Source organism: Chryseobacterium sp. Leaf404 (assembly GCF_001424145.1).
In the GTDB taxonomy this organism is placed as follows: domain Bacteria; phylum Bacteroidota; class Bacteroidia; order Flavobacteriales; family Weeksellaceae; genus Chryseobacterium.
The window spans coordinates 67,176-92,168 of record NZ_LMQM01000016.1; the positions used below are offsets into that span (position 1 = coordinate 67,176).

The window sequence follows — 24,993 nt, forward strand, 5'->3', positions numbered from 1 at the left end:
ATTTTAAATGTGAATTAAAAAAGTGAATTACATTTTGACTTTGGTTACGTAAATCTAATAATACACTATCTTTCTGAAATACTTTTCGGTCTGCCACACCGTTTTCAGAGGGCTTCCGTTTTCGCTTGCATTCACTAGATAAGAATAATCTAAGCTGATCCAGTTTTTGTTTTTATCGTAGGAATATTGTTCTTCGTAGCGGAGAACGTCTTTGAAATAGGCTTTTTTGGATATCAGGTTTTTATTGATATCGTATTCGAAAATTGTTGTTCTGGCAACTTCGTCGTTTTCAATATTCTGTAGTTCTGTAATTTGTTTTCCTCCTTTACTGTATGAAATTTCCTTTAGAACAAGCTTTTTGTTTTTCCCATTTTTTATAGCGTAAGTCAGTGTTTTTATACTGTCTTTTGTATTGCTGTATACAAATGATTTTTCTGATATTCCGCATTTTGACACCTCTTTTTCAGCTGTTTTTTTATCCGATGTATTGTAGCTGTAATTTGTTTTTTCCTCAGCTTCATCTCTGGATTTACTGATTTTCTCAGTAATTAGTTTATTATTGGAATATTTATATCGATCGTAGCCACTCAATTCATTTTCGCTATTGTATTTTTCGTTCGAAAGCAGTTTGGATGCGGTATTGTAGGTCAGTTTGTTCATAGAAGTGAGATAGCCTTCGGTATCATAGAATTTTTCGGTGACCACATTACCTTTGCTGTCAGTGGTTTTAAAGACTTTCTTTCTTACACTATGGTCGTTGGTTCCATATCCATGGTAAGGATATTTCTCATTTTCTTTAATTGAAAATCTGGAAAAATAACTGTCAAAATGGTCACCACAGGATTCGCAGATGGTGGAAATAATTTTATTCGGAAGATATTCATTTCTTATTTCTTTTCTGAGAAAGTGTTCACTGTATTCTTTTTCGGATACCAGTCTGCCTTTCGTATCAAAAGTTTGCAGAAGCATAGGCCGTTCAGTGTTTCGATATGAGATTTGCATTAAATCTGTAGATTTTACGTTCCCGTTTGGCTTTTCCTTTGGAATTTCATAAAACTGAGCAGCACTTAAAAACCCGGATAGAAGGAAAAGGTAGTTTAGTTTTTTTATCATTGAATAAATAATTTAAAAAAGTGAAGAATAATCTCCGCTTCTAATGTATGATTTTAAATTTAATTCTAAGTTTTGCCTGACTTGCTTTCTTGGTTTCCTAAATATAAAATTTAATGGCTTTACGTAAATATATTATTGTTGTGCAGATGCAGAATCTATTACAAGTTGATTGAATTTATCCGTTATGATTTCGCCAATTGTTGTCTCTGTTTTGAATGCTTTTGAAATGATAATATATTTGTCTTTGTCATAGCAATGTTTAATGATTTCGATAGGAATGTTTTTGTTGTTTTCTAAATTAATTAAGCCTGAAAATTTCTCACAACGGTATCTCCCTGAATCATGTTCAAAACTTTTGAATAATCCCTTTATATCATATTGAGTAAAGTAAATACCATTAATTTCAACATAATTTATCTTATTTTCATCTAAAGAATCTTTGAAATCTTTTTTTATAAGTTGGGTTTTTAGTCCGGAAATCATTAAACAAACTAGAATGAGAGTTCCACCCAAAATATTTTTTGTATTAATTTTATCCATCTCAGTTTCTTTTATCGATGGATGATATTCATACATATTCTTTTTCAGAAAAGCTGTAAGTAAAATTATGACACCAATAAAACCAAAAATGAATTGTAAAGCCGTAAGAATAGAAATAAATGTTTTCATAACAAAAAAGCGGAGAAAAATCTCCGCTTCTAATTTATGCTTTTAAATTCAATTGTAATTCCAATTCATCGAGCTGTTCATCAGCAATTGCTGCCGGCGCATCAATCATTACATCCCGTCCGGAATTATTTTTAGGGAAAGCGATGTAATCTCTGATGACTTCATTTCCATCCAAAATCGCAACCAATCTGTCAAATCCGAAAGCCAAACCACCGTGAGGCGGAGCGCCAAATTTGAAGGCGTTCATCAAAAATCCGAATTGCGCTTCTGCTTCTTCTTTTGAGAATCCTAACAGGTCAAACATTCTGGATTGTAAATCTTTATCAAAAATCCTGATAGAACCTCCACCAATTTCGTTTCCGTTCAAAACCAAATCATAAGCATTGGCTCTGGTTTTTCCCGGGTCGGTTTCCAAAAGGTGGAAATCTGCTGTTTTTGGAGACGTGAAAGGGTGGTGCATTGCGTGGTACCTTCCGGATTCTTCATCAAATTCCAATAACGGGAAATCGACTACCCAAAGTGGGGCGAATTCGTTTCCTTTTCTTAATCCAAGACGGTTTCCGAGTTCCATTCTCAATGCGGAAAGTTGCGTTCTTACCTTGTCGGCATTTCCGCTCATTACGAACATTAAATCTCCTGCTTTTGCTCCGAATTTTTCTGTGATTTTCTTTAAGTCTTCCTCGTTATAAAATTTATTTACAGAAGAAGTTACAACGCCATCATTTTGGAATTTAATCCAAATCAATCCTGTTGCTCCAATTTGAGGGCGTTTTACCCAATCTACCAACTCGTCGATTTGTTTTCTGGTGTACTCTGCGCAACCTTCAACATTGATTCCGACAACCAATTCAGCTTCGTCAAATATTTTGAAATCTTTTCCTTTTACTAATTCATTCAACTCAACGAATTCCATTCCGAAACGGATGTCGGGTTTGTCGTTTCCATATTTCTGCATCGCATCGGCGAAAGTCATTCTTGGGAAATCTCCGTATTCGTTTCCGGTTATGTCTTTCAAAAGAACTTTTGTCATTCCTTCGAAAACATTCATAATATCTTCCTGCTCTACAAACGCCATTTCGCAATCGATTTGTGTAAATTCCGGCTGTCTGTCGGCTCTCAAATCTTCATCACGGAAACATTTCACGATTTGGAAATATCTGTCCATTCCACCGACCATCAACAATTGTTTGAAAGTCTGTGGTGATTGCGGAAGTGCATAAAACTGCCCGGGATTCATTCTGCTTGGAACCACGAAATCCCTTGCACCTTCCGGTGTAGATTTAATTAAAACGGGCGTTTCAACTTCGATAAAACCTTCGTCTGAAAGATAATTTCTCACTTTCTGCGCCATTTTGTGACGGAAAATCAATTTATCTCTTACGGGAGCTCTTCTGATGTCGAGATAACGGTATTTCATTCTCAACTCTTCACCACCGTCTGTTTCATCTTCAATTGTGAAAGGCGGAAGTTGGGATTCATTCAGAACAGATAGTTTTTCAACTAAAATTTCAATTTCTCCTGTAGGAATATTTGGGTTTTTGCTGACTCTTTCAATCACTTTTCCTGAAACCTGAATCACAAATTCACGTCCCAGTTTTTTCGCATTTTCCATCAGTTCTGCTGTCGAACGGTCCTGATCGAAAACCAGCTGCGTAATTCCGTAACGGTCACGAAGATCTATCCAAATCATAAATCCTTTATCACGAATGGTCTGTACCCATCCTGAAAGTGTAACTTCTTCATTAAGATTTTTCAGAGACAATTCTCCGTTTGTGTGCGATCGAAACATTATTATTTAAGGTTTAAAGTTTATGGTTCAAGGTTTAATGTTTCAGTATATCAACTTTGAATGACTGAACTTTGAACTTTGAATTTTCGAGTGCAAAGATAAGATTTTTGAGTGCTTTTTTAAATAAAAAAAACTCCCGGAAGGAAGTTTTTTAAGTATAGATTGTTGAATTTTTATTTTAAAAGACCCAGAATTTCAGTTCTTTTATATTCTGCAGCGTAATCTTTAGCGGTTTTTCCTCTACTGTCTTTAATGCTTTTATCAGCACCTTTCTCAATAAGTATTTTTGCAAACTCCGGAGCGTTAAATTTCGCAGCTTCCATCAAAGCGGTATTGCCTTTACATGCTAAACTTACATTTGCGCCGTTTTCAACAAGAAAACTGAAAATTTTAGTTTTATGATGTCTCGCACTGTATGCAAGTGGTGTAAACGATTCGTCTTTTACGTTGATGCATTTGTTGTAATCTGAAGAAAATACTTTTATAAACTCTTCAACATTATCATTATTAAAAATTTGCTTTTGATTATCAGTGATTTGTTGTGCGTGAGCGAGATTTGAAACAAAAAATACTGCAACAGCGAATAGGGTAAAGATTATATTTTTCATAAATTATTTATTTTCTTTATTATTTACAAATCTAAAGATTTTTTTTGATAAATTTTCAAGCAACTTACAAAGAGACAAAGCATAAATGTAATTTTATCAGGACTTTTTATTCCAAAAGTTTAATGATTTCCGGTTTCTCGTACTTTTTTGCGTAGTCCAGAGCGGTGTAACCTCTATCCGTTTTGGTTGATTTGTTTGCGCCATTTTCTATTATTTTTTTAGCAAATTCTGTATTTCCATATTTTGCTGCGAACATCAATGGAGTTTTTCCGTCACATACTTTTTCAAGATCAGCATTATTGTCGAGAAGTTTTTGAAATAATTTCGGACGATCTGCTTTTATTGCCAATGCTAAAAGTGAATACGATGCATCTTTTGTTTTATAGCAAAGGTTGATGTTTTCTTTATTAACAAGTTTGGCGAAGTCTTCGGTATCATCATAGCTGATCATTTTTTTATGCTCATCAGACAATTCCTGAGCTGATGTAATGCTGAATGCTGCTATAGCAACAAGCGTAAATAATAGTTTTTTCATTATATAAAATTATTTTAAGGTTTAAATTCTAAAATATCTCCGGGTTGGCAGTCGAGTGCTTTACAAATGGCTTCCAGGGTTGAAAGTTTTACGGCTTTTGCCTTCCCTGTTTTTAAAATGGAAAGATTGGCCTGCGTGATACCAATTTTTTCGGCTAGTTCCTGAGACTGCATTTTTCTTTTCGCCAACATGACGTCTACGTTGATGATAATTGGCATAATTTAAATTGTTAAGTCGTTTTCTTCCTGAATTTTTCTTCCTTTTGCAAAGATTTCTTTCAGGAAAATAAAAATCAATCCGGTGATGATGAATAGAAATGGTGGTGTTAAGTCGAATCTTTGTGAGGAGGTCAATAGATCGATGGCTAAATGAATGCTTCCGAAAACGATGAGACCGAAACCTAAAATTTTGAAGCTGTTTAGTGCGTTTTCGGTGAAAAAATTGTCTTTTGAAAGTTCATTTAAAATTTTAAAAATAATAATTAATATAAAACACAGAGAAGCCAATCCTAAAAAAGCCAATGAAACGCCTTCCAAAGAATTTTCTGTAACCAGAACCATTTTTGTAAAAGGATAATGAAACTGTACGATCTCTGAACTGATCTGTTGAATGTTGTTTTCAGTTTTCCAGTTATCGAGTGATATAAATTGATTGGTTGAACTGGTAAAAGCATAGACTGACATCAAGCCTAAAATCCATATTGAAATGAGTGTAAATCCTAAAGTATAAATTCCAAACGGATATTTTAGCCAATAAAGCAGGGAGTTTTTTCCTAAAAGTTTCATGATTTTTAAATTTTTGAATTTGGTTAATGTTTTTAGATAGTTAAATCGATTTCGGATTGCAACTCAACACCTTTTTTAAAGATGAGGCTTACGATGTATAAAATTGCAGCCATAATGAGAAAATTGAAACTTTCAAAGCTAAAATCGATAACAAAATTTCCTTTAAAGAGAAGTGGGATAATTGAGCTGAAGACAATATTCAGAATTCCCAAAAGCAAAGCTGAAGAACTAAGTTTTGAAATCAAATCAGATGTTTCCTGATTAAATGGATTTTGAAAATCTACTCTGTTTAAGATGTTAAGGGCGTTGCTCATCAACTTCATAAAAACCCATAAATAGACAATAATAAAAATTCCGAATATGGTAAAATTGAAAATTCCCTGTTGTTTTAATTCTGTAAATTTAACAGCTGCACCATTTATAGTAATTTTTGCACCGTTCAGAAATGGCATATCCAAATCGAAAACTATTGCAACTAAACATAGAATTGTGACTAAGATTGCAATGCCTCCGGAAACGAGACTAATCCATAAAATAACTTTCAAAAATGAAATGGCGAAGTGGGAATAATTTTTCATAGCTAAATTTTATTATTGCAAATATATAATATATTATCGTAAAACAATAAATAATTGTAAAAATTTAAAATATGTAAAGCAAAAAAATACCGAAGAAAAAATCTCCGGTATTCTATATATGAATTTAATCGCTGTTATTTTCCTCCAAGAAAACCTCCTAGGATATCTCCAAGACCGCCTCCTTGCTTGTTATTATTTCCGCCTCCGCCAAGAACGCTTCCAAGAATATCACCCAATCCGCCTCCTGAAGATTGTGCACCACCGCCACCCAAAACGCTTCCTAAGATATTGCTCAAAGGATCGTTTGATGCCTGAGACTGGTTCTGAGCATTACCCAAAATTCCTCCCAAAAGATCGCCAATTCCTCCTGCTCCTACATTATTTTGTTGCTTTTCTTTACCAATATAGCCCATGATTACCGGAGCAAGCATTGCTAAAATTGGTCCTATTTTATCCATAGAAATCCCTGTATTTTGCGAGAGATTATTTTCTACGGTATTTTTATCGTTTCCGAAAATGTGCGAAAGAATAGAACCGCCTTCACCCTGTCTTGCATCTGCCTGCGAAACGTCATCCAAGATACTTCCGTCGTGATCTTTATCTAAAGCGTTGTTTAGGGATTCTGCTTCCTTCGCATCCTGAGATTTGTTTCTGAGATAAGAAATTACCAATGGCGCAGCCACTGCAAGAAGTGCTAAAATCTGAGTTTTGCTTACTCCGAATTTGTTTTCTGCCTGCTCGGCAACCTGATTTCCTGTGTTTCCTGTTAAAAGGTCTAATAAACTCATGTTGTGTTTAAATTTTATTTGTTAGATTTCAAATGTAGTAAAAAAAATGATCGCTGATGAAACAATTTTATCACTTTAAAATTCTCTGATTTCCTGATCAGAAAATCCTTTGGATCTCAACAGTTCGGCGTACTCTTCCGCAGAAATTGTCATCCAGTTTACAGCTTCAGGCGCAGTTTTTTTATCAATAACAAATTCTAAAATTCCTTTGTTGTCATTCATCCATGGTAAAAGATAGTAAGCTAATCCGCCTTTATAACTTTTAAAATCACCAAAAGTTTTTGCTTTTTCCACATGTCCTAAAATAAAATATGAAAAAACATAAAACAGCGGAATAAGGATTACGGCAAAGTAAGTTTTTCTGAAAATTTTCTGTCTGTGCATCATACCGTATCCGATGGCTATTGCAAAAACGATGTTGAATGGCAGAAAAAATACGTAGTTGTCTGTCACCGCGTAAAAAGTGGAAAATCCGTACACGAAGAATGAGGAAAACAGAAACACAAAAAACATTTCTTTATTATTCCTGTACAGCGTAAAAATTCCCACAACACCGAAAAATATAAAAACCGTATAATTATAGATGATGTAAAAAACAGATTTCACCAAATCACCAAGGTATTGCGGGAGTGTTTTTTTGAATGAATCTTCAACCCAATGCCCTTGGTCTGATGAATAAGGAGAATTGAGCTGCAAACCCTGAAAATAATTTAAAACAAACAGAGCTGCAAACAGCGCTGAAAATAAAGCCAGCGATAGAAAAGCTTCTTTCTTTTCATTTCTCATGTAGTAGAGGAATACAAAAAATCCCGGTATTAAAAGAACATTCTGGATGTGAAGCCACAGAGAAATGCCTAAAAACAGTCCGCTCAGGATGATGTATATTTTTTTTTCTGTGCAGAAACTTCTAATGACAGAGAGAAAAAAAAGAGAAATCCACAGGCAGTTGTAGGTGTAGACTTCAGGAATTTCTGCATTTCTCCAGAAGCTGAAACTCAAACCAAAAACTGCTGCGGCAATGGCGCTCGTCAGCGTATTGGCTTTTAAAGATAAAACACTGAGGTAAACAAAAACAACGGATAGCGCTGCTGAAAGTAATACTAAAATCCTGTTGGCTTCAATCCCATTCAACCCGAAAATATCTTTAATCAAGATTGCGGTGTTCACATATAAAAAATGAGAAGTTGCCGTTGCGGTAGTCATCCATTCGCCCTGTTCTACAGTAAGAACGAAGCCTACGCAATCTGCAAACGGAATTCTTGCAAAGCTGCCCCAGAAATAGATGGAGAGAAAGATTAAAAACAGCAGAATCCCTGTTAAATTTTTATTCATCAATTAATTTTTCAGTATCGGAACATTCGAACAGGCTTCACCAAACATCAGAGATTTTACAAGGGGCTGGATTTTTTCTACCAGTTCTACATAAGCATTTTCGGGAATTAATTTATCCGAGCATCCTTTCACCAAAACTCTTTTGCCTTCCATTTCAGAAAAATCATGGTTTGTAATGGCATCATGCATCAGAATTATTTCTAAATTTTCAAGGTTGCCGAAAACTATTTTTTTGGTAATGTCAGCCAGTTTAGCCGTAATTAAAAAGTACGCCCAAAGCGGAACAATCGCATCGGCAGAATTGTAAACATAAACAAACGAATCTCTGTATTCTTCAGCATTGATGGCAGCTACTTTTTCACGGAAATCCTTTTCCTTCAAAACCATTTCCATAAAAAGAAAATCTTTCAGGTCAATTCCTTTTCTTGCACCTTTCGGAACCAGATCGGTGAGGTCAAAATTGATTAATCCGCTGGCTGCTACTTTATTCTTTATTTCAAATTCTTCTGACATTTTTATCATTATCTTTGATGCAAATTTACTCAATTCAAAATTGAAACTGAGGTTTGATATTTGAAATTCAGAAAATCAATTATCGTTTTGTTATTCATCGTTTATGAAATACTACATCATCGCAGGAGAGGCTTCCGGAGATTTGCACGGAAGTAATTTAATGAAAGCTTTAAGACAGAAAGATTCCAGTGCAGAATTCAGATTCTGGGGTGGAGATTTGATGCAGAAAAAGGGCGGAACTTTGGTTAAACACTACCGCGACTTAGCTTTTATGGGTTTTCTGGAAGTGGCGATGAACCTGAAAACGATTTTGAGAAATATTAAAATCTGCAAAGAAGACATTAAAAACAATAAACCTGACGTTCTCATTTTAGTAGACTATCCGGGTTTCAATCTTAGAATTGCAAAATTTGCCAAAGAGTTGGGAATTAAAGTGGTATACTATATTTCGCCTCAGCTCTGGGCCTGGAAAGAAGGCCGCGTGGAAATCATCAGAAAATATGTGGATGAAATGATGGTTATTTTGCCTTTCGAGGAAGAATTTTATCAGAAACATAACGTAAAATCTCATTTTGTGGGCCATCCGCTTCTGGATGCGATTTCAAATTTAGATGAAATTAATGTTGATGATTTTAAATCTGAAAATGGTTTAAATAAAAAAGAAATCATCGCACTTTTGCCCGGCTCAAGAAAGCAGGAAGTAGAAAAAATGCTGGAAATTATGCTTTCTTTGCGTCCTCATTTTGAGGATTATCAGTTTGTAATTGCCGGCGCACCGAGTCTGGATAAAGAGTTTTACCAGAAATATGTGGATGAAAATGTGCATTTCGTTTCCAATAAAACCTACGATTTGCTGAGGTGTTCGAAAGCCGCTTTGGTTACTTCTGGTACGGCAACTCTGGAAACCGCTTTGCTGAATATCCCGGAGGTAGTTTGCTACCGTGGAAGTAAAATTTCTTATGCCATTGCCAAAAGGCTGGTGAAAAATATCAAATATATTTCATTGGTGAATTTAATTATGGACGGGGAAGTGGTGAAGGAACTGATTCAAACTGAACTTACAACAGAAAATCTTGTCGAGGAACTCAAATCTATTATCGAAGGTGAAAAAAGAGTAGGGATGCTCCGTGATTTTAAACTTCTAAGAGAAAAGTTAGGTGGAAAAGGAGCCAGCGAAAACGCGGCGGATATCATTTTAAATCTAAAAAAGTAGAGTAATTTAGTTTTCATATTCTAAAATTTTTTAATTTAGTCTGTACAAACACAGATATTTTTGAACAGACAGCCCCTCTTGATTCTTGTCATTTCTTTTATCCTCGGAATTTTCTTTCAGGATCATTTTTCTCTTGCACAAAACTCTGTTTATTTTATTTTAATTTTTTTGATGTTAATTTCAGGATTGCATTTTCTGAAAAATCAATTGGTTTTTAAGCTTAAAAACGGTTTTCTCATCACTTTGTTTTTCGGCCTGGGAATTTCTTTTCATTTTTATAACAGTTTAAATGAAGAAAAATTTAATTTAAAAACCAATGAAACCATCGTTTTTAAAGTTTCAAAAAAATTAAATTCAAACGAAAAATATAAAAAATATGAAGTTAGAGCTCAGGTTAGGGAAAAATCTTTTGACGCAGTTTTAAGTGTTGTTAGAGATCAAAAAGAATTAGATTTCAATCATTATTACAGGGCAAAAGCTTACGTTGTTCAACCCAAATCTCCTGAGCATGATTTTCAGTTCGATTACTCTAAATATCTTCATAGGAAAAATATTGATTACCAATGTTTTATCAACGGTGAAATATCTTCAGCAACAAGAAGTGATTTAAGTTTTTCTGAAAAAATTAAACAAAACCGTTTGGAAATTTTACAGCAAATCAATGATTCTGAAATGAATTTCCGCAGCCGTGAGTTTTTGAAGGGAATTATTCTTGCAGACCGCACAGAAATAGATTCTGAAACTGTTCAGGATTTCAACCGCTCCGGTTTGGTGCATTTTTTAGCGATTTCGGGAACGCATATTGTCGTGATTTTCGGGATGTTTTATTTTTTAATGATGAGGTTTTCGCCTGTTCAATTTAAAAAATATGCCATTGTCATCAGTTTAATTTTTATCTGGATCTTTGGCGTTTTCATAGGATTCGGAAATTCTGTGGTGCGTTCGTGTATTATGATTTCGGTGTATTTTATATACGTTTTGCTTCAGAGAAAACCAGATTTGCTTCATTCGGTGGGGCTTTCAGCGATGATTATTTTAGTGATTGATACTCAACAGATTTTCGATGTCGGGTTTCAGTTGAGTTTTCTTGCAGTGTTAGGGATTTACTGGCTGAATCAACCGATTTTGAAATATTTTCCGAGGCAGGATCATTATTTTAAAAAGTTAATTTACAATACTGTTTCAATTTCAATCGCTGCGCAACTGGCTACGCTGCCGTTGGTTCTGTATTATTTTCATCAGTTTTCTTTAATTTCAATTTTGGCAAACTTCTTTATTGTTCCGTTTTCAGAACTGATTATTATTTTTTCTTTTCTGATGACTGCTTTAATTGGCTTTAATCTGGATTTTGAGATTTTCAATTTGATTTACGATTTTGTTATTCAATATCTGTTGAAAATCATTCACTGGTTTGCTGGCTTTGATTCTGTTTTTTTTGAAAATATTCCGTTAAACTTAACCGAAGTTTTTGCACTGTTTGCAGTTGTCTTTTTCCTGAGATTTGTTTTGGAGGAGTTTAATCTGAAAAACAGTTCAAATCTGTCCTTAACTATTTTTACTTTTTTAATCATAAGAATTACTTTCAATCTGATTGAATATCAAAAAGATGAATTTTTGGTTCATCATTATAAAAAAGAAACTGTTTTTTCAGTCAAGAAGGGTGACAGGGTTGAATTTTGGTTGAATTCTGAGCAGGAAAAAAGTAAAATTCTGCAATACGTTATCAATCCTTATCAGTCTTCCCGGAGAATAAAAAATGTTGAGCTTAAACATATTCCTGCATCTGCCAAAATGGTAATTTTTAATGGTAAATCTTTTCCTCTTGAGTCACCGTAAATCAATGCAGTCTTAGCTGCTGTAAATGCGTGTGTCACTCTTATTTAGAAAGATTACAAACTGTCTAATAGTGAGATTCGTCACTTTTTAGTTTTGTTAACATTCCTTAATTTTGTGGAAAATCAAATTTAAGCTCGATATGGCAGGTTTAACAAGTTCTTCGATAGGCAGGAAATATGCAATGGCATTTTCAGCAATGTTTTTGCTGATTTTTCTGTTGATGCATTTATCAACCAATATGACATCAGTATTCAGTGAAGATGTCTTCAATTCAGCTTCTCATTTTATGGGGTATAATCCGGCAGTTCAGTTCCTGATGCAACCCATTCTGATGTTTGCTGTAGTATTCCATTTTGTGATGGGATTTATCCTGGAAATAAGAAATAATAAGGCTCGCCCTATAAAATACGCTGATAATAAAGGTTCTGCTAATTCTACCTGGATGTCTAGAAATATGATCATTTCTGGTGCTGTGATCTTAGCTTTCTTGGTATTGCATTTTTATGATTTTTATTTTCCTGAAATGAATTACAAGTACATTCAGGCAAATACTCCAGACGAAACAAGATATTGGGCAGAGCTGCACCACAAGTTTCATGATCTTTGGAGAGTGGTTTTATATGTGGTAGCTTTCGGATTGCTTGGTTTGCACCTTGCTCATGGATTTCAGTCTTCTTTCCAGTCTATTGGTGCAAGACATCCTAAATATACACCTGTAATCAAAGCTTTCGGAAACTGGTATTCTGTACTTATTCCGCTTGGTTTTATCATCATCGCAGTTTTTCATTACGTAACTCAATAATTTCAATATACTAATATGAGTAAATTAGATTCAAGAATTCCAGCTGGTCCGCTTAAGGATAAATGGAAAAATCATAAAGACCATATGAACCTTGTTGCGCCAAATAACCGTGATAAGATTGATATTATTGTTGTAGGTACAGGTTTGGCAGGAGGTTCTGCTGCAGCTACTCTGGCAGAGCAGGGATATAATGTAAAAGCATTCTGCTACCAGGATTCACCAAGAAGAGCGCACTCCATTGCCGCTCAGGGTGGTATTAACGCTGCTAAAAATTATCAGGGTGACGGTGACTCTACATACAGACTGTTCTACGATACCATCAAAGGTGGTGATTACAGAGCAAGAGAGGCAAACGTTTACAGACTGGCAGAAGTTTCTGCAAATATTATTGACCAATGTGTTTCTCAGGGAGTTCCTTTCGGGAGAGATTACGGCGGACAGTTAGATAACCGCTCATTTGGTGGGGTTCAGGTAAAAAGAACTTTCTACGCAAAAGGACAGACTGGTCAACAGTTATTATTAGGTGCATATTCTTCATTAAGCCGTCAAATCGGAAAAGGAAGAGTAAAAATGTACAACCGTCACGAAATGCTAGAATTGGTAATCGTAGACGGAAAAGCAAGAGGAATTATCGCAAGAAACATGGTAACCGGTGAGATCGAAAGACATTCTGCTCACGCTGTTGTTATTGCTTCCGGAGGTTACGGAAACGTATATTTCCTTTCTACCAATGCAATGGGTTCAAACGTTTCTGCGGCCTGGAAAATTCACAAAAAAGGAGCATATTTCGCAAATCCTTGTTACGTTCAGATTCACCCAACGTGTATTCCTGTACACGGAACACAGCAGTCTAAACTGACGTTGATGTCTGAATCATTAAGAAACTCAGGAAGAATCTGGGTTCCTAAGAAAATTGAAGATTCAGTAGCCATTAGAGAAGGCAAACTGAGACCTGAAAATATTAAAGAAGAAGACAGAGATTATTATTTGGAGAGAAGATATCCTGCATTTGGAAACCTTGTTCCCCGTGACGTTGCGTCAAGGGCGGGTAAAGAAAGATGCGATGCCGGTTTCGGAATCGAAAATAACGATACTAAAGAAGGAGTTTATCTGGATTTCTCCACAGAAATCATGAAAAAAGGGAAGGAGGCTGCTATTGAAAAGCACATTCATAACCCGTCAGAACAGCAGATTTATGATTTAGGAAAAGCCTGGATTGAAGAGAAATACGGTAACTTATTCGTAATGTATGAAAAAATTACTGCGGATGATCCTTACAAAACTCCAATGAAGATTTATCCTGCCGTTCATTACACAATGGGTGGTGTTTGGGTTGATTACAACTTACAGTCTACAATTCCCGGATGTTTTGTTGTCGGGGAGGCCAACTTCTCAGACCACGGAGCCAACAGACTTGGTGCTTCAGCTTTGATGCAAGGTTTGGCAGACGGATATTTCGTTCTTCCTTACACGATTGCAGATTATCTTTCTGCAGACATCAGAACAGGAGAAATTCCTACAAATTCTGCCGAGTTTGATGCAGCTGAAAAAGAAATTAAAGACAAAGTAAACTTCTTTGTGAATAATAAAGGAACTCATTCAGTAGATCATTTCCACAAAAAATTAGGACACATCATGTGGAATAAAGTAGGAATGGGAAGAACGCCTGAAGGATTAAAGCAAGCCATTGCAGAAATTGACGAACTGAAAAAAGATTTCTGGCAAAATGTAAAAGTAATGGGTGAAACTGAAGGGATGAACACAGAGCTTGAAAAAGCGTTCAGAGTGGCAGATTTCATTGAATTAGGTCAGCTGATGGCTATTGATGCATTACACAGAAACGAATCTTGTGGAGGTCACTTCAGAGAAGATCATGCAACACCTGAAGGTGAAGCAGAAAGAGATGATGTGAACTTTAAATATGTAGCAGCCTGGGAATATCAGGGAGATGATATCAAAAATGAGGTTCTGCACAAGGAAGAACTTATCTATGAAAACATCGAAGTTAAAGCAAGAAGTTATAAATAATCTCCAATCTATAAATATAAAATTATGAGTGCAAAAAAAGGCCTTCATCTTACGCTGAAAATTTGGAGACAGAAAAATACCAAAACCAAAGGTCAGTTTGAGACCTATAAAATATCAGATGTATCTACTGATTCTTCGTTTCTTGAAATGTTAGATATTCTGAACGAACAGTTAATCAATGAAGGAAAGGAGCCTATTGCTTTTGATCACGACTGTCGTGAAGGAATCTGCGGTATGTGTTCTCTTTACATCAACGGAAGAGCGCACGGTCCTGATACTGGGATTACAACGTGTCAGCTTCACATGAGAATGTTCAAAGACGGTGAAACTATCGTTATCGAGCCCTGGAGAAGTGCTGCTTTCCCTGTAATCAAAGATTTGATGGTAGACAGAAGCGCATTCGACAGAGTAATGGCTGCAGGTGGATTTATTTCGGTAAACACTTCAGGAAATACTTTGGATGCCAATGCAATTCCGGTTCCTAAAGAAGATGCAGACAAAGCGATGGATGCTGCGGCATGTATCGGATGTGGTGCATGTGTAGCTTCATGTAAAAACGGTTCTGCAATGTTGTTCGTGGGAGCTAAAGTTTCTCAGTATGCATTGTTACCTCAGGGTAGGGTAGAAGCGAAAAGAAGAGTTCTGAACATGGTTAAGGCAATGGACGAAGAAGGTTTCGGAAACTGTTCAAACACAGGAGCTTGTGAAGTGGAATGTCCTAAGGGAATTTCTCTTGAAAATATCGCAAGAATGAACAGAGAATACTTTGTTGCGAACGTAGACAGAGGATAATCTGTTTTGAAATAAATTTTACAAATCGTCTTCATCATGGAGGCGATTTTTAGTTAAATCTTTCATAAAATAAGTTTAAACAGTATTCTTAGTTAAATTGAAAAACTTATTTTTGCCTAATTATTTAAAATCAAAAATGAAGAAATATCTTTTGTTATTCGTCATTGCAATATTTGTAATGTCTTGTTCAAAAAAAGTTGAGATCAAAGGAAAGATCGCAGGAAGTTCTCCCCTCGAAAGAATAGAGTTTGTAGAAGCTTCCGGTGTGGCAACTTTACCGTTAACCAATATTGGTTTAGACAAAGACGGAAATTTCACAGGAACTTTTGAAGCTCCTAAAGACGGAATGTACCTGATGAATTACGCCGGAAAATCCAACCTTATTTTCTTAAAAGGCGGTCAGAATATCAATATCTCTGCTAATTCTGCTACATTTCCAAACGAATTCACGCTTACAGGAGATGGTAAAGCCGATAATGAATTTTACCAGGCTTGCCAGAAATATCTGATGACTTACGGCCAGACTATCGATATGCAGGGACTCAGCAGCGGATCCGAGGATGCTTTCTTAAAAGGAATTAAAAAAATCGAGGCAGATCTGAATAAAAATGTTGAAGAAAACGTAAAAAAATTCAACCCTGGAAAAGAGGTTATCGAATGGAAAAAGAACGACGTAAATACTGCAATTCTTAATGTAATGGCGGGTTACGAAATGTCTAAGAAGCAAAATTCAGGAAATCCTTCATTTAAAGTTTCTAAGGCGTTTACAGATTACGAAAACAAACTTCAGGAAGACAAAGAAAAAATGGTGGCTTCAAGCCCGTTTTTCAGACAGTATCTTTTAACAAAAATTAGCGGAGATTTCCAGAAATTTGCGGAAGCAAAAGCAAAAGGAAAAACAGAAATTTCTACTTCAGAACTGTTTAATGATTACCTTAAAACAAAGAAAGACCTTTCACAAACTACCAAAGATTATCTTTTGGCATTTGTGATTGCTCAGTCTGATATGCATTTGGGAACGCCGGCGAAAGCTTCAGCTAAAATTGCTGATATTATCGAAAAAGATATCAAAGATTCTGGAGTGAAAGAAGATCTTAAAAAGATGCAGTTTGCTGTAAACGGTGTTAAGATTGGTGATGTGGCTCCAGATGTAAAACTTACCAAACAGGACGGCAGCACTTTCAAACTTTCAGATAACGGTGGTAAACCAACTGTTGTTATGTTCTATGCTTCATGGAATCCATACATTGCAGAAGGTACAGTGCCTGTAGTGAAAGAAGTGGTAAATTTCTATAAGTCTAAAATGAATTTTGTATTCGTAAATCTTGATGACACCAAAGATCAGTTCGCAAAAACAGGCAAAGCAATGTTCGGCGGAGTGGCAGGTACCAATGTTTACGGAGAAGGCGGTCTGAACTCAGATGCTGCAAAAAAATTCGGAATCTACGGTTTTAAATTGCCATGCTTCGTCGTAATCGATAAAACAGGAAAAATTGCCAGCAGACCATACATGAATCTTGGTGAGCAGGAATTGGTAACCATTCTTGACAAACAGACAGGTTTATCTGCACCAATGGCAGCACCACAAGCTCAACAGCAAATGCTTACACCAGAGCAAATGCAGCAGATGCAGGAAATGGCTGCACAACAACAGCAACAACCTGCTCAGACAAAATAATGTAAAGTTCAAAATAGATCAAAACCTTGTCTTCGGATAAGGTTTTTTTTATTTGTACTTTTGCAGACTGAAACTGAAAAGTTTCTGAAAATTGATTAGAAAAAATAGAAATTTTACGGAAATAAAAACAGAAAGTTAGATCCGTAGCGATAGAAATTGTTATGAGAAAAAAGAAAGACGTCATTCTTGAAAATATAAAATTGTTTGCTGCCGGCGCCAAAGGTGTGGCCATCGGTAAAACTGAAGAAGGCAAAACCGTTTTGGTTTCCGGAGCAATTCCCGGCGATGTGGTGAATGCCAGAGTGAGAAAATCAAAATCAAAATATTACGAAGCTGAAGTAAAAGAACTTGTTGAGAAATCACCTTTCAGAGTAGAGCCGAAATGTATTCACTTTGGGACTTGTGGCGGTTGCAAATGGCAGAATATGAGCTATGAAAAGCAGCTCGAAATTAAACAGGAAGAAGTTTACAACAATATCAAAAGAATCGGCGGTATCGAAAACTTTGAAACCGTTCCTATTTTGGGTGCTGAAGAGCAGTATTTCTACAGAAACAAAATGGAGTTTTCTTTCTCAAACGCAAGATGGCTGTCTCAGTACGAAATCAGTTCTGAAGAAAATTTCGGAAGCAGAGATGCTTTAGGATTTCATATTCCGGGCATGTGGAGCAAGATTTTGGATTTAAAGGAATGCTGGCTGCAGGAAGATCCCTCCAACGCGATTCGTTTGGCGGTGAAGAAATTTGCTGAGAACAAAGGGCTGGATTTTTTCGATGTTAAAATTCAGAAAGGTTTTCTTCGTACATTGATGATGAGACAAAACTCCAAAGGAGAATGGATGGTTCTTTTCCAGCTTCACAGAGAAGAAAAAGAAAACCGCACCGAACTCTTTGATTTTCTTCTGGAGCAGTTTCCGCAGATCAAAACTTTGGTGTATGCCATCAATCCAAAACAGAATGATTCTATTTATGATTTAGATGTGAAAACCTATTTCGGAGAAGGTTTCTTAATGGAAGAAATGGACGGACTTCAGTTTAAAATCGGACCTAAATCTTTCTTCCAGACGAATTATAAACAAGCCTTAGAATTATACAGAAAAACGCTTGAATTTGCTGATCTGAAAGGTGATGAAGTAGTTTACGATTTATACACCGGAACCGGAACCATCGCACAATATGTAGCCAGAAATGCAAAACACGTGATCGGAATTGAATCTGTGCAGGAAGCCATCGACGCAGCCATCGAGCATGCAGAACTTAACGGATTAACCAACACAACGTTCTACTGTGGAGATATGAAAAACGTTTTTAATGACGAGTTTTTAGAAAATCATCCACCGGCTGATGTTCTGATTACCGATCCGCCAAGAGACGGAATGCACCAGAAAGTGGTGGAGCAGATTTTAAAACTGGCTCCTAAAAAAGTGGTGTATGTAAGCTGTAATTCGGCCACTCAGGCAAGAGATTTGGCTTTGATGAAAGATGATTATGACGTAGTAAAAATTTTACCGGTCGATATGTTCCCGCAGACCCACCACGTGGAGAATATTGCTCTGCTTATCAAGAAATAATTGCTTAATTTTGAAATTATAAATTTTAAGAACTGAATGAAAAACGTGAAAAACATAAGCTTAGCCGTGGCTGCCGCTGCAATGATGTTGTCAACACAGACTTTATTTGCTCAGGAAAAAGATTCTGCCACTACAAAGAAAGAACCTGTTGCTGCCGGTGCGAAAAAGGAAGATGACAAAAAGAAATCTCCTATAAAGCCTTATAAAGAAATCATCACAGATAAAGCGGTTTCAGACGAGGGCGTTTTCACAGTTCATAAAGTTGACGAAAAATATTACTTCGAAATTCCGGATTCTGTTTTGAAAAAAGAGTTTCTTTTGGTGACCAGATTAACCAAAGCCGCCGCAGGAATGCGTTCCGGAATGTCTGGTTACGCTGGTGATCAAATCGGGCAGCAGGTTGTTGCTTTTGAAAAAGGTCCTAAAGACAAAATTCTTTTAAGATCGATTTCGTTTGTAGATTATGCGAAAGATTCTACTTCAGATATGTACAATTCGGTAACGAGAAATAACGTTCAGTCGATTATCAAATCTTTTGATGTTAAAACGTACGGAGTCAACAAAAAAACGACTGTCATTGAGGTAACCGATGTTTTGAACGCCGATACCGAGCTGACTTCATTTTCCGTTTGGGCAAAAGATGCTTTCCGTGTTGGAGCTTTCCAAAAAGATATGTCGTTTGTGAATTTTGTAAAATCATATCCGACAAATATTGAAATTAATACCACTAAAACTTTCGCAAGAACCTTAGGCAAATTACCGCCGGAACTGGCAAAAGATGCTCCTAAAATCAGCGGAAATTATACTGTAGAAATCAATTCTTCATTCGTTCTTCTTCCCGAAAACAAAATGCAGGCAAGATATTTTGACCCGAGAGTTGGATATTTTGCGGTTGGATACACAGATTTCGATTTGGATCCTCAAGGGGTAAAGAAAGTTTCTTTAGTTAAAAGATGGAGACTTGAGCCTAAGCCTCAGGATTTGGAAAAATATAAAAAAGGTGAATTGGTAGAGCCAGCAAAACCAATTGTATTCTACATCGATCCTGCAACTCCGAAAAAATGGGTTCCTTATTTAATTCAGGGTGTGAATGACTGGCAGAAGGCTTTCGAAAAAGCTGGTTTCAAAAATGCCATCATCGCAAAAGTTCCTGATTTAAAAACAAACCCAGACTGGAGCCTTGAAGATGCAAGATTCTCTGCAATTGTTTACAAACCTTCCGATGTTCCCAATGCTTCCGGACCTTCAATTTCAGATCCGAGAACCGGTGAAATTCTTGAAAGTCATATCAACTGGTATCATAACGTGATGCTGTTGTTGAGAAACTGGTATTTCGTACAGGCTTCTCCGAATGATCCAAGAGCGAGAATGGTGGATTTCGATGATAAACTGATGGGTGAACTAATCAGATTCGTGTCTTCTCACGAGGTTGGTCACACTTTAGGTTTGAGACATAATTACGGTTCAAGCTCAACTGTCCCAGTTGAGAAACTGAGAGATAAAAAATGGGTTGAAAAAAACGGTCACACGCCATCAATCATGGATTATGCAAGATTTAATTATGTTGCACAGCCGGAAGATAACATCAGCGATGCGGGAATTATGCCAAGAATTGGTGACTATGATGATTGGGCTATCGAGTGGGGCTACAGAAGATTTAATGAATATAAAACTCCTGAAACTGAAAAGGAATTTTTAAATAAATGGGTTATTAAAAACCTTAAAAACGAAAGACTTTGGTTTGGAACAGAAAGCAATCCTTTCGATCCGAGATCTCAGAGCGAACAGGTGGGTGACAACGCCATGATTGCAAGCACTTACGGAATCAAAAACCTGAAAAGAATTGTAGACAATCTTGAAAAATGGACAGAAAAGCCAAACGAAGATTACGATAACCTCGGAATGATGTATGATCAGGTGGTGACTCAGTTGAAAAGATATTCCGGTCACGTTTCAAAATACATTGGGGGTGAAATGGAAACGCCGAAAAATGTGGAGCAGTCGGGGGCGGTTTACGAACCGGTTTCTAAGAAAGACCAAAAGGAAGCGATGAAATTTTTAGATGAAAACATTTTCACAACGCCAAACTGGCTGATTAAAAAAGAAATTTTCGAGAAAACAGGAAAAACTCCTGCCGCTACAGTTTCTGACGTACAAAATGGTGTATTGGCAAGAATTTTAAGCCCCATGGTTTTGCAGAAAATGTATCAGAACGAAACAGTAGATCCTAAAACGTATACTTTAATCGAGCTGTTTACAGATTTGAATACTTCAATTATCACGAAAGATAATCCTGATGTTTATGTGAGAAATCTTCAGAGAAGCTATGTAGATCAGCAGATAAAGCTGGCAGATTCAAAATCTTTCGATAAAAATGATGTTTCTGCAATTGCAAGAGGAAATTTGAATTCAATAAAAAAAGAGCTTTTGTCGAAAACAGATTCGAATACGGTTAATAAATACCATTACGAAGATTTGGTTTTCAGAATAGAAAAAGCTTTAGACCCAAAATAAAATGAAGCAGTTTTTAAAATATATTTTCTTAATTTTTAGTCTAGGAACTGCTGTTAGTTGCGGTGGCGATGACGATATCTGCGAAAGCGGTGAAGGTACACCGAGAATGAAGGTGAGATTCAGAAACGCAGGAGGCCAGCTCAGAACGGTGGATTCTCTTTACCTAAGAGTAGATTACGGTACCAGGATTGTAGATTTCGGTAAAACAGCGAATGCAGATTCGCTGTTAATTCCTTTGAGAGTAGACGATGCACCCTTTACAGATATGTATTTTAAGACCAGAAAAACCGAAACTGAATCTAAGGTCAGAGTAAATTATACCACAACGGCGACCTATGTTTCTCCCGGATGTGGCGTGAAAAAAACGTATCAAAATGTAAATTCACAGTTGGTAACTCCCGGAAAAGTACTTTCACTGGCAAACGGACAAAACTTTATTGAAAATGAAGATAAGACTAATCTTTTCCTTACTTTTTAGTACCCTCGTACTGCAGTTTTCTGCACAGATTAAAAAGGAAGAGGAAGTAAAAGAAAAATGGAAATACGAACCCAACTTTATGGTGGGGGTAGATGTTCTGAATACAGCCGTTTCTTTTTTCTCTGACCGTCAGCTTATTCAGGGGTTTATTTCATCTAAAGTTAAAGGAAATACACACGCAGTTGTAGAGGCTGGTTTTGAGAAAAATGTTTATCAGAAAAATGGATATGATGCCACAGCCAATGGACCTTTTGCCAAAATTGGTGCCTTTTATATGTTGGCAACCGATAAGGAAAACGAATTTAACGGTTTCTACGGTGGAGGTAAAATTGCGGGATCTTTTTATAATCAGGAATACAAAGCAATACCGGTAAGAGGTTTTGGAGGGAGTAACTCAAGTGTTTCGATGCCCGCTTCTGCCCAGTCTACATTCTGGCTGGAAGGTGTAGTGGGAGGAAGAGTGCAGCTTTTTGAAACCAATTTCTATATTGATGTTACCATGCAGCCACGATATCTCATTGCTACATCAAAACAGGATGATGTGGAACCTATGATAGTTCCCGGTTTCGGACGGAGTTCCAGCAGTTTTAATATGGGGTTCTCCTGGAGTCTGGCTTATAAATTTTAAAAATAGTAAAAGGGTGGAATTATTTTCCGCCCTTTTTAATACCTGCTGCAGTTTGAAAGCTCTGATAAAGATTTTTCAGCTCCTGTGGAGGGTTTCCGGCATCAAATTCTTCAGATGTATATGTTTTGCCGTCCTTTTCAATCACCATAACCGAAGCCAGAGCAGCATCGCTGTATCTTTTGGTGGTGGGAGATTTGTAACTGCTGATTTCATCAAGGTTAATCTTATTAATTTCACCGGAAATCGCTTTCCATTCTTCTGCGGTAACGGTTTTACTGCTTATATTACCATTGATGTCGGTCTCGGTTTTATTCGGTGTGATGGTGAATAATCTGTTGGTTCCACGGGTTCTTTCAGATAGAGAAATTCTTGATAGTGAGAGTTTTCCTACCTCAGTTTTGTCTTGATTGACGGTGCTTTCCATAGTTTTTGCAGTGTTACAGTTTAACAAAGTGATTACCGCTAAGGATAAACCAATACATATTTTCATCTTAATTATTTTTTAGAAACGCAGAAATTATAATGCCAAATATTTATTTTCTAAGAATTTCTATATCCTTTTTTTGAGTAAAATTCCATTTTTGGCTTATATTTGTAAGAAATTACCCCAATATGAATATAAAATCTACAATCTTAAAAACGGCAGTTTTGTTTGCCTTTTACAGCAGCGTAATTTCTTTCGGACAGTCTGTAAAAACAGGTAAAGGCGTTGAATTTTCACATCCTTCTGCCGAAGAGTTAGCAAGATCTGGTGGTGTAGAAAGATGTTCTTCCACAGAATATGAAGAATTTTTGCAGAAGCATTTTCCCGGCAGAATGACTCCCGCTCAGTTTGAAGCGTGGATTACACCTTTGATTGAAAAAGAAAGAAACAATAAATCTCAAAGTGGCAACATCGTTACTATTCCTGTAGTAGTACACGTAATCCACGCCGGTCAGGCATACGGTGCTGCTCCTAATATCGTAGACGAGCAGGTGCAGTCTCAAATCACGGTAATGAATCAGGATTTCAGAAGAATTGCCGGAACACCCGGTTTCAACAGTAATCCGGTTGGGGCAGACACGCAGATTCAGTTTGCACTGGCTAAAGTGGATCCAAATGGAAATCCTACAAACGGTATAAACAGAGTGAATCTTTGCCAGACCAGCTGGTCACAGGCTCAAATAAATGCGTTCGTAAAACCGGAGACGATCTGGGATCCTACGCAGTATATGAATATGTGGAGTGTACAGTTTTCGTCCTCAGGTTTACTGGGATATGCACAGTTTCCTTCAAATTCAAACCTGGCTGGGCTTAATGCAAGTGGGGGTGAAGCATACACCGATGGAGTAGTAGCCAATTATTCAACATTCGGAAGTACAGATTTTAATACAAACGGAACATTTCTGCTGAATGCACCTTACGACAAAGGCAGAACTATGACGCACGAGGTTGGGCACTTCCTTGGTTTAAGACATATTTGGGGCGATGCGACATGTGGTGACGATTTCTGTGCAGATACACCTACTGCGCATACTTCGAATTATACCTGCAATCCAAGTATTCCGAGCTGTACGGTACCTACTGTTTTTGAGATGGTACAGAATTACATGGATTATACCAATGATACATGTATGAATATCTATACAGTGAATCAAAAGGACAGGATTTCTGCGGTGATGAACAACTCCCCGCGAAGACTTGAACTGAAAACTTCTGTAAAAGATATTGCAATACCATTATTTCCAAATGATGCCGAGGTGAAACTTGAAAGAGACTGCACTACTGTGAGCTGTACTACTGTTTCTGCCCAAAATGTGAAAGTTTCTCTATATAACAGAGGGAATACAACCATGACTTCAGCGGCAATCACTTACACAGTTAATAATTTGTCTCAAACTTTCAACTGGACAGGAAGCCTTGCTCAGGATAAATATGCTATCGTTACCCTGCCTATGCCAGCAACTGCACTGGGAGGATATATGAATATTTCGGTGACCACAGTAAATGGAGTAGCAGATCAAAGAGCTTCAAACAGCAATATATTTGTTAATTACATGGGAGCGCCTACAAGATTAAATGAAAGCGTAGTGTTTAATCTCCAGAGAGATCAGTACGGCAGCGAAACCACATGGTCTCTGAAAAACAGTGCAGGTACAACAGTGTACAGTGGAGGTCCTTATACGGATACCGCAAATCCGCCGTTAATCACTCAGAACTGGACGTTGAATGCCAATGAGTGCTACACATTCCTGATTTCAGATTCTTATGGTGACGGTATTTATCCTTACGGAGGTTATTACAATATCCAGTCTACTACAGGTTCTACGCTTGTCACTGGCTCGCACTTTGCAAGCAGCCAGACAAAATTTTTCAAAATTCAGACATTAGGAACGTCTGAAGCAACTAAGAATACATTCAGTATTTATCCTAATCCTGCAAGTGATGTTTTAAACATAAAGAATGTTTCAGACAAAGCTGTTTACGAGATTCACAATGCAGTGGGCCAATTAGTTAAAGCAGGAAACATAGAAAATGCACAGGTAAATGTGGCAGAATTTGTAAAAGGTGTTTACGTAATTACTGTAAAAGATAAAGACCTTACTGAAAGACTGAAATTTATTAAAAAATAAGATTCAGAATTTAATCACTTTTAAAACCTCCCTCGCGGAGGTTTTTTTGTTCCTGTGACAAAGTATTGTTCTTTGCATTGTCGCAAAGTATTTCTTTTCAGTGAGATATAGCTTTAGTGAAAAGGATTTTAAT

Annotated in this window: 23 protein-coding genes; 11 read left to right on the forward strand and 12 right to left on the reverse strand. The window is 36.7% G+C overall.

What is annotated here, in order from left to right:
* Positions 1 to 54: 54 nt before the first annotated feature.
* The 11 genes from ASG31_RS17300 to ASG31_RS17350 all read right to left on the reverse strand — a co-directional run bounded on the left by ASG31_RS17300 (position 55) and on the right by ASG31_RS17350 (position 8,710).
* Complete coding sequence (locus ASG31_RS17300; protein WP_056035779.1) at positions 55 to 1,113, reverse strand: hypothetical protein; 1,059 nt, start codon at positions 1,111 to 1,113, stop codon at positions 55 to 57.
* A 132-nt stretch (positions 1,114 to 1,245) separates the two neighbouring features.
* Complete coding sequence (locus ASG31_RS17305; protein ID WP_056035782.1) at positions 1,246 to 1,782, reverse strand: hypothetical protein; 537 nt, start codon at positions 1,780 to 1,782, stop codon at positions 1,246 to 1,248.
* Positions 1,783 to 1,816: 34 nt separating this feature from the next.
* Entirely contained in the window at positions 1,817 to 3,571 is a 1,755-nt protein-coding gene (gene aspS, locus ASG31_RS17310) for an aspartate--tRNA ligase (RefSeq protein WP_056035787.1), read from the reverse strand.
* A gap of 173 nt (positions 3,572 to 3,744) precedes the next feature.
* The gene (locus ASG31_RS17315; protein ID WP_056035791.1) at positions 3,745 to 4,179 is read right to left on the reverse strand and encodes an ankyrin repeat domain-containing protein; all 435 of its coding nucleotides are present in this window, start codon (positions 4,177 to 4,179) and stop codon (positions 3,745 to 3,747) included.
* 106 nt (positions 4,180 to 4,285) lie between these two features.
* Complete coding sequence (locus ASG31_RS17320) at positions 4,286 to 4,714, reverse strand: ankyrin repeat domain-containing protein (protein ID WP_056035795.1); 429 nt, start codon at positions 4,712 to 4,714, stop codon at positions 4,286 to 4,288.
* A gap of 14 nt (positions 4,715 to 4,728) precedes the next feature.
* On the reverse strand, positions 4,729 to 4,932 hold the full coding sequence (locus ASG31_RS17325) for a helix-turn-helix domain-containing protein (RefSeq protein WP_056035798.1): 204 nt from the start codon (positions 4,930 to 4,932) through the stop codon (positions 4,729 to 4,731).
* A 3-nt stretch (positions 4,933 to 4,935) separates the two neighbouring features.
* Entirely contained in the window at positions 4,936 to 5,499 is a 564-nt protein-coding gene (locus tag ASG31_RS17330; protein ID WP_056035802.1) for a DUF2975 domain-containing protein, read from the reverse strand.
* Positions 5,500 to 5,531: 32 nt separating this feature from the next.
* Positions 5,532 to 6,077: a DUF2975 domain-containing protein gene (locus ASG31_RS17335; protein ID WP_056035805.1), complete on the reverse strand. Its 546-nt coding sequence runs from the start codon at positions 6,075 to 6,077 to the stop codon at positions 5,532 to 5,534.
* A gap of 134 nt (positions 6,078 to 6,211) precedes the next feature.
* Positions 6,212 to 6,865: a DUF937 domain-containing protein gene (locus ASG31_RS17340; protein ID WP_056035808.1), complete on the reverse strand. Its 654-nt coding sequence runs from the start codon at positions 6,863 to 6,865 to the stop codon at positions 6,212 to 6,214.
* Between the two features lie 75 nt (positions 6,866 to 6,940).
* Positions 6,941 to 8,197 (reverse strand): ArnT family glycosyltransferase, encoded by a 1,257-nt coding sequence (locus ASG31_RS17345; protein WP_056035811.1) that lies wholly within the window; start codon positions 8,195 to 8,197, stop codon positions 6,941 to 6,943.
* A gap of 3 nt (positions 8,198 to 8,200) precedes the next feature.
* Entirely contained in the window at positions 8,201 to 8,710 is a 510-nt protein-coding gene (locus ASG31_RS17350; RefSeq protein ID WP_056035814.1) for a DUF2480 family protein, read from the reverse strand.
* Positions 8,711 to 8,813: 103 nt separating this feature from the next.
* On the opposite strand from ASG31_RS17350, the gene lpxB reads away from it, so the two are divergent.
* The 10 genes from lpxB (at position 8,814) to ASG31_RS17400 (ending at position 22,247) form a co-directional block, all read left to right on the forward strand.
* Positions 8,814 to 9,923, forward strand: a complete 1,110-nt coding sequence (lpxB, locus tag ASG31_RS17355) for a lipid-A-disaccharide synthase (RefSeq protein WP_056035817.1) — start codon at positions 8,814 to 8,816, stop codon at positions 9,921 to 9,923.
* 78 nt (positions 9,924 to 10,001) lie between these two features.
* Positions 10,002 to 11,759: a ComEC/Rec2 family competence protein gene (locus ASG31_RS17360; protein WP_262483852.1), complete on the forward strand. Its 1,758-nt coding sequence runs from the start codon at positions 10,002 to 10,004 to the stop codon at positions 11,757 to 11,759.
* 139 nt (positions 11,760 to 11,898) lie between these two features.
* Positions 11,899 to 12,561: a succinate dehydrogenase cytochrome b subunit gene (locus ASG31_RS17365; protein WP_056035821.1), complete on the forward strand. Its 663-nt coding sequence runs from the start codon at positions 11,899 to 11,901 to the stop codon at positions 12,559 to 12,561.
* Positions 12,562 to 12,576: 15 nt separating this feature from the next.
* Entirely contained in the window at positions 12,577 to 14,589 is a 2,013-nt protein-coding gene (locus ASG31_RS17370) for a fumarate reductase/succinate dehydrogenase flavoprotein subunit (RefSeq protein WP_056035824.1), read from the forward strand.
* A gap of 24 nt (positions 14,590 to 14,613) precedes the next feature.
* Positions 14,614 to 15,381, forward strand: a complete 768-nt coding sequence (locus tag ASG31_RS17375; RefSeq protein WP_056035825.1) for a succinate dehydrogenase/fumarate reductase iron-sulfur subunit — start codon at positions 14,614 to 14,616, stop codon at positions 15,379 to 15,381.
* Positions 15,382 to 15,517: 136 nt separating this feature from the next.
* Positions 15,518 to 17,059 carry a TlpA family protein disulfide reductase gene (locus ASG31_RS17380; protein WP_056035827.1) on the forward strand — a complete coding sequence of 514 codons (1,542 nt, stop codon included), beginning with the start codon at positions 15,518 to 15,520 and terminating at the stop codon, positions 17,057 to 17,059.
* Positions 17,060 to 17,220: 161 nt separating this feature from the next.
* Entirely contained in the window at positions 17,221 to 18,627 is a 1,407-nt protein-coding gene (gene rlmD, locus ASG31_RS17385) for a 23S rRNA (uracil(1939)-C(5))-methyltransferase RlmD (RefSeq protein ID WP_056035829.1), read from the forward strand.
* Between the two features lie 36 nt (positions 18,628 to 18,663).
* Positions 18,664 to 21,141 (forward strand): zinc-dependent metalloprotease, encoded by a 2,478-nt coding sequence (locus ASG31_RS17390; protein WP_056035830.1) that lies wholly within the window; start codon positions 18,664 to 18,666, stop codon positions 21,139 to 21,141.
* Position 21,142: 1 nt separating this feature from the next.
* On the forward strand, positions 21,143 to 21,619 hold the full coding sequence (locus ASG31_RS17395) for a hypothetical protein (RefSeq protein WP_056035832.1): 477 nt from the start codon (positions 21,143 to 21,145) through the stop codon (positions 21,617 to 21,619).
* Complete coding sequence (locus tag ASG31_RS17400; RefSeq protein ID WP_056035835.1) at positions 21,585 to 22,247, forward strand: DUF6048 family protein; 663 nt, start codon at positions 21,585 to 21,587, stop codon at positions 22,245 to 22,247. The genes ASG31_RS17395 and ASG31_RS17400 overlap by 35 nt, the downstream gene beginning before the upstream one ends.
* 19 nt (positions 22,248 to 22,266) lie before the next feature.
* Here the strand turns inward: ASG31_RS17400 and ASG31_RS17405 are convergent, their stop codons facing one another.
* The gene (locus ASG31_RS17405; RefSeq protein WP_131725578.1) at positions 22,267 to 22,737 is read right to left on the reverse strand and encodes a hypothetical protein; all 471 of its coding nucleotides are present in this window, start codon (positions 22,735 to 22,737) and stop codon (positions 22,267 to 22,269) included.
* A 122-nt stretch (positions 22,738 to 22,859) separates the two neighbouring features.
* Here ASG31_RS17405 and ASG31_RS18990 point away from each other — a divergent pair, with 122 nt between their 5' ends.
* Positions 22,860 to 24,860: a M43 family zinc metalloprotease gene (locus tag ASG31_RS18990; protein ID WP_056035840.1), complete on the forward strand. Its 2,001-nt coding sequence runs from the start codon at positions 22,860 to 22,862 to the stop codon at positions 24,858 to 24,860.
* The last annotated feature ends 133 nt before the right edge of the window (positions 24,861 to 24,993 follow it).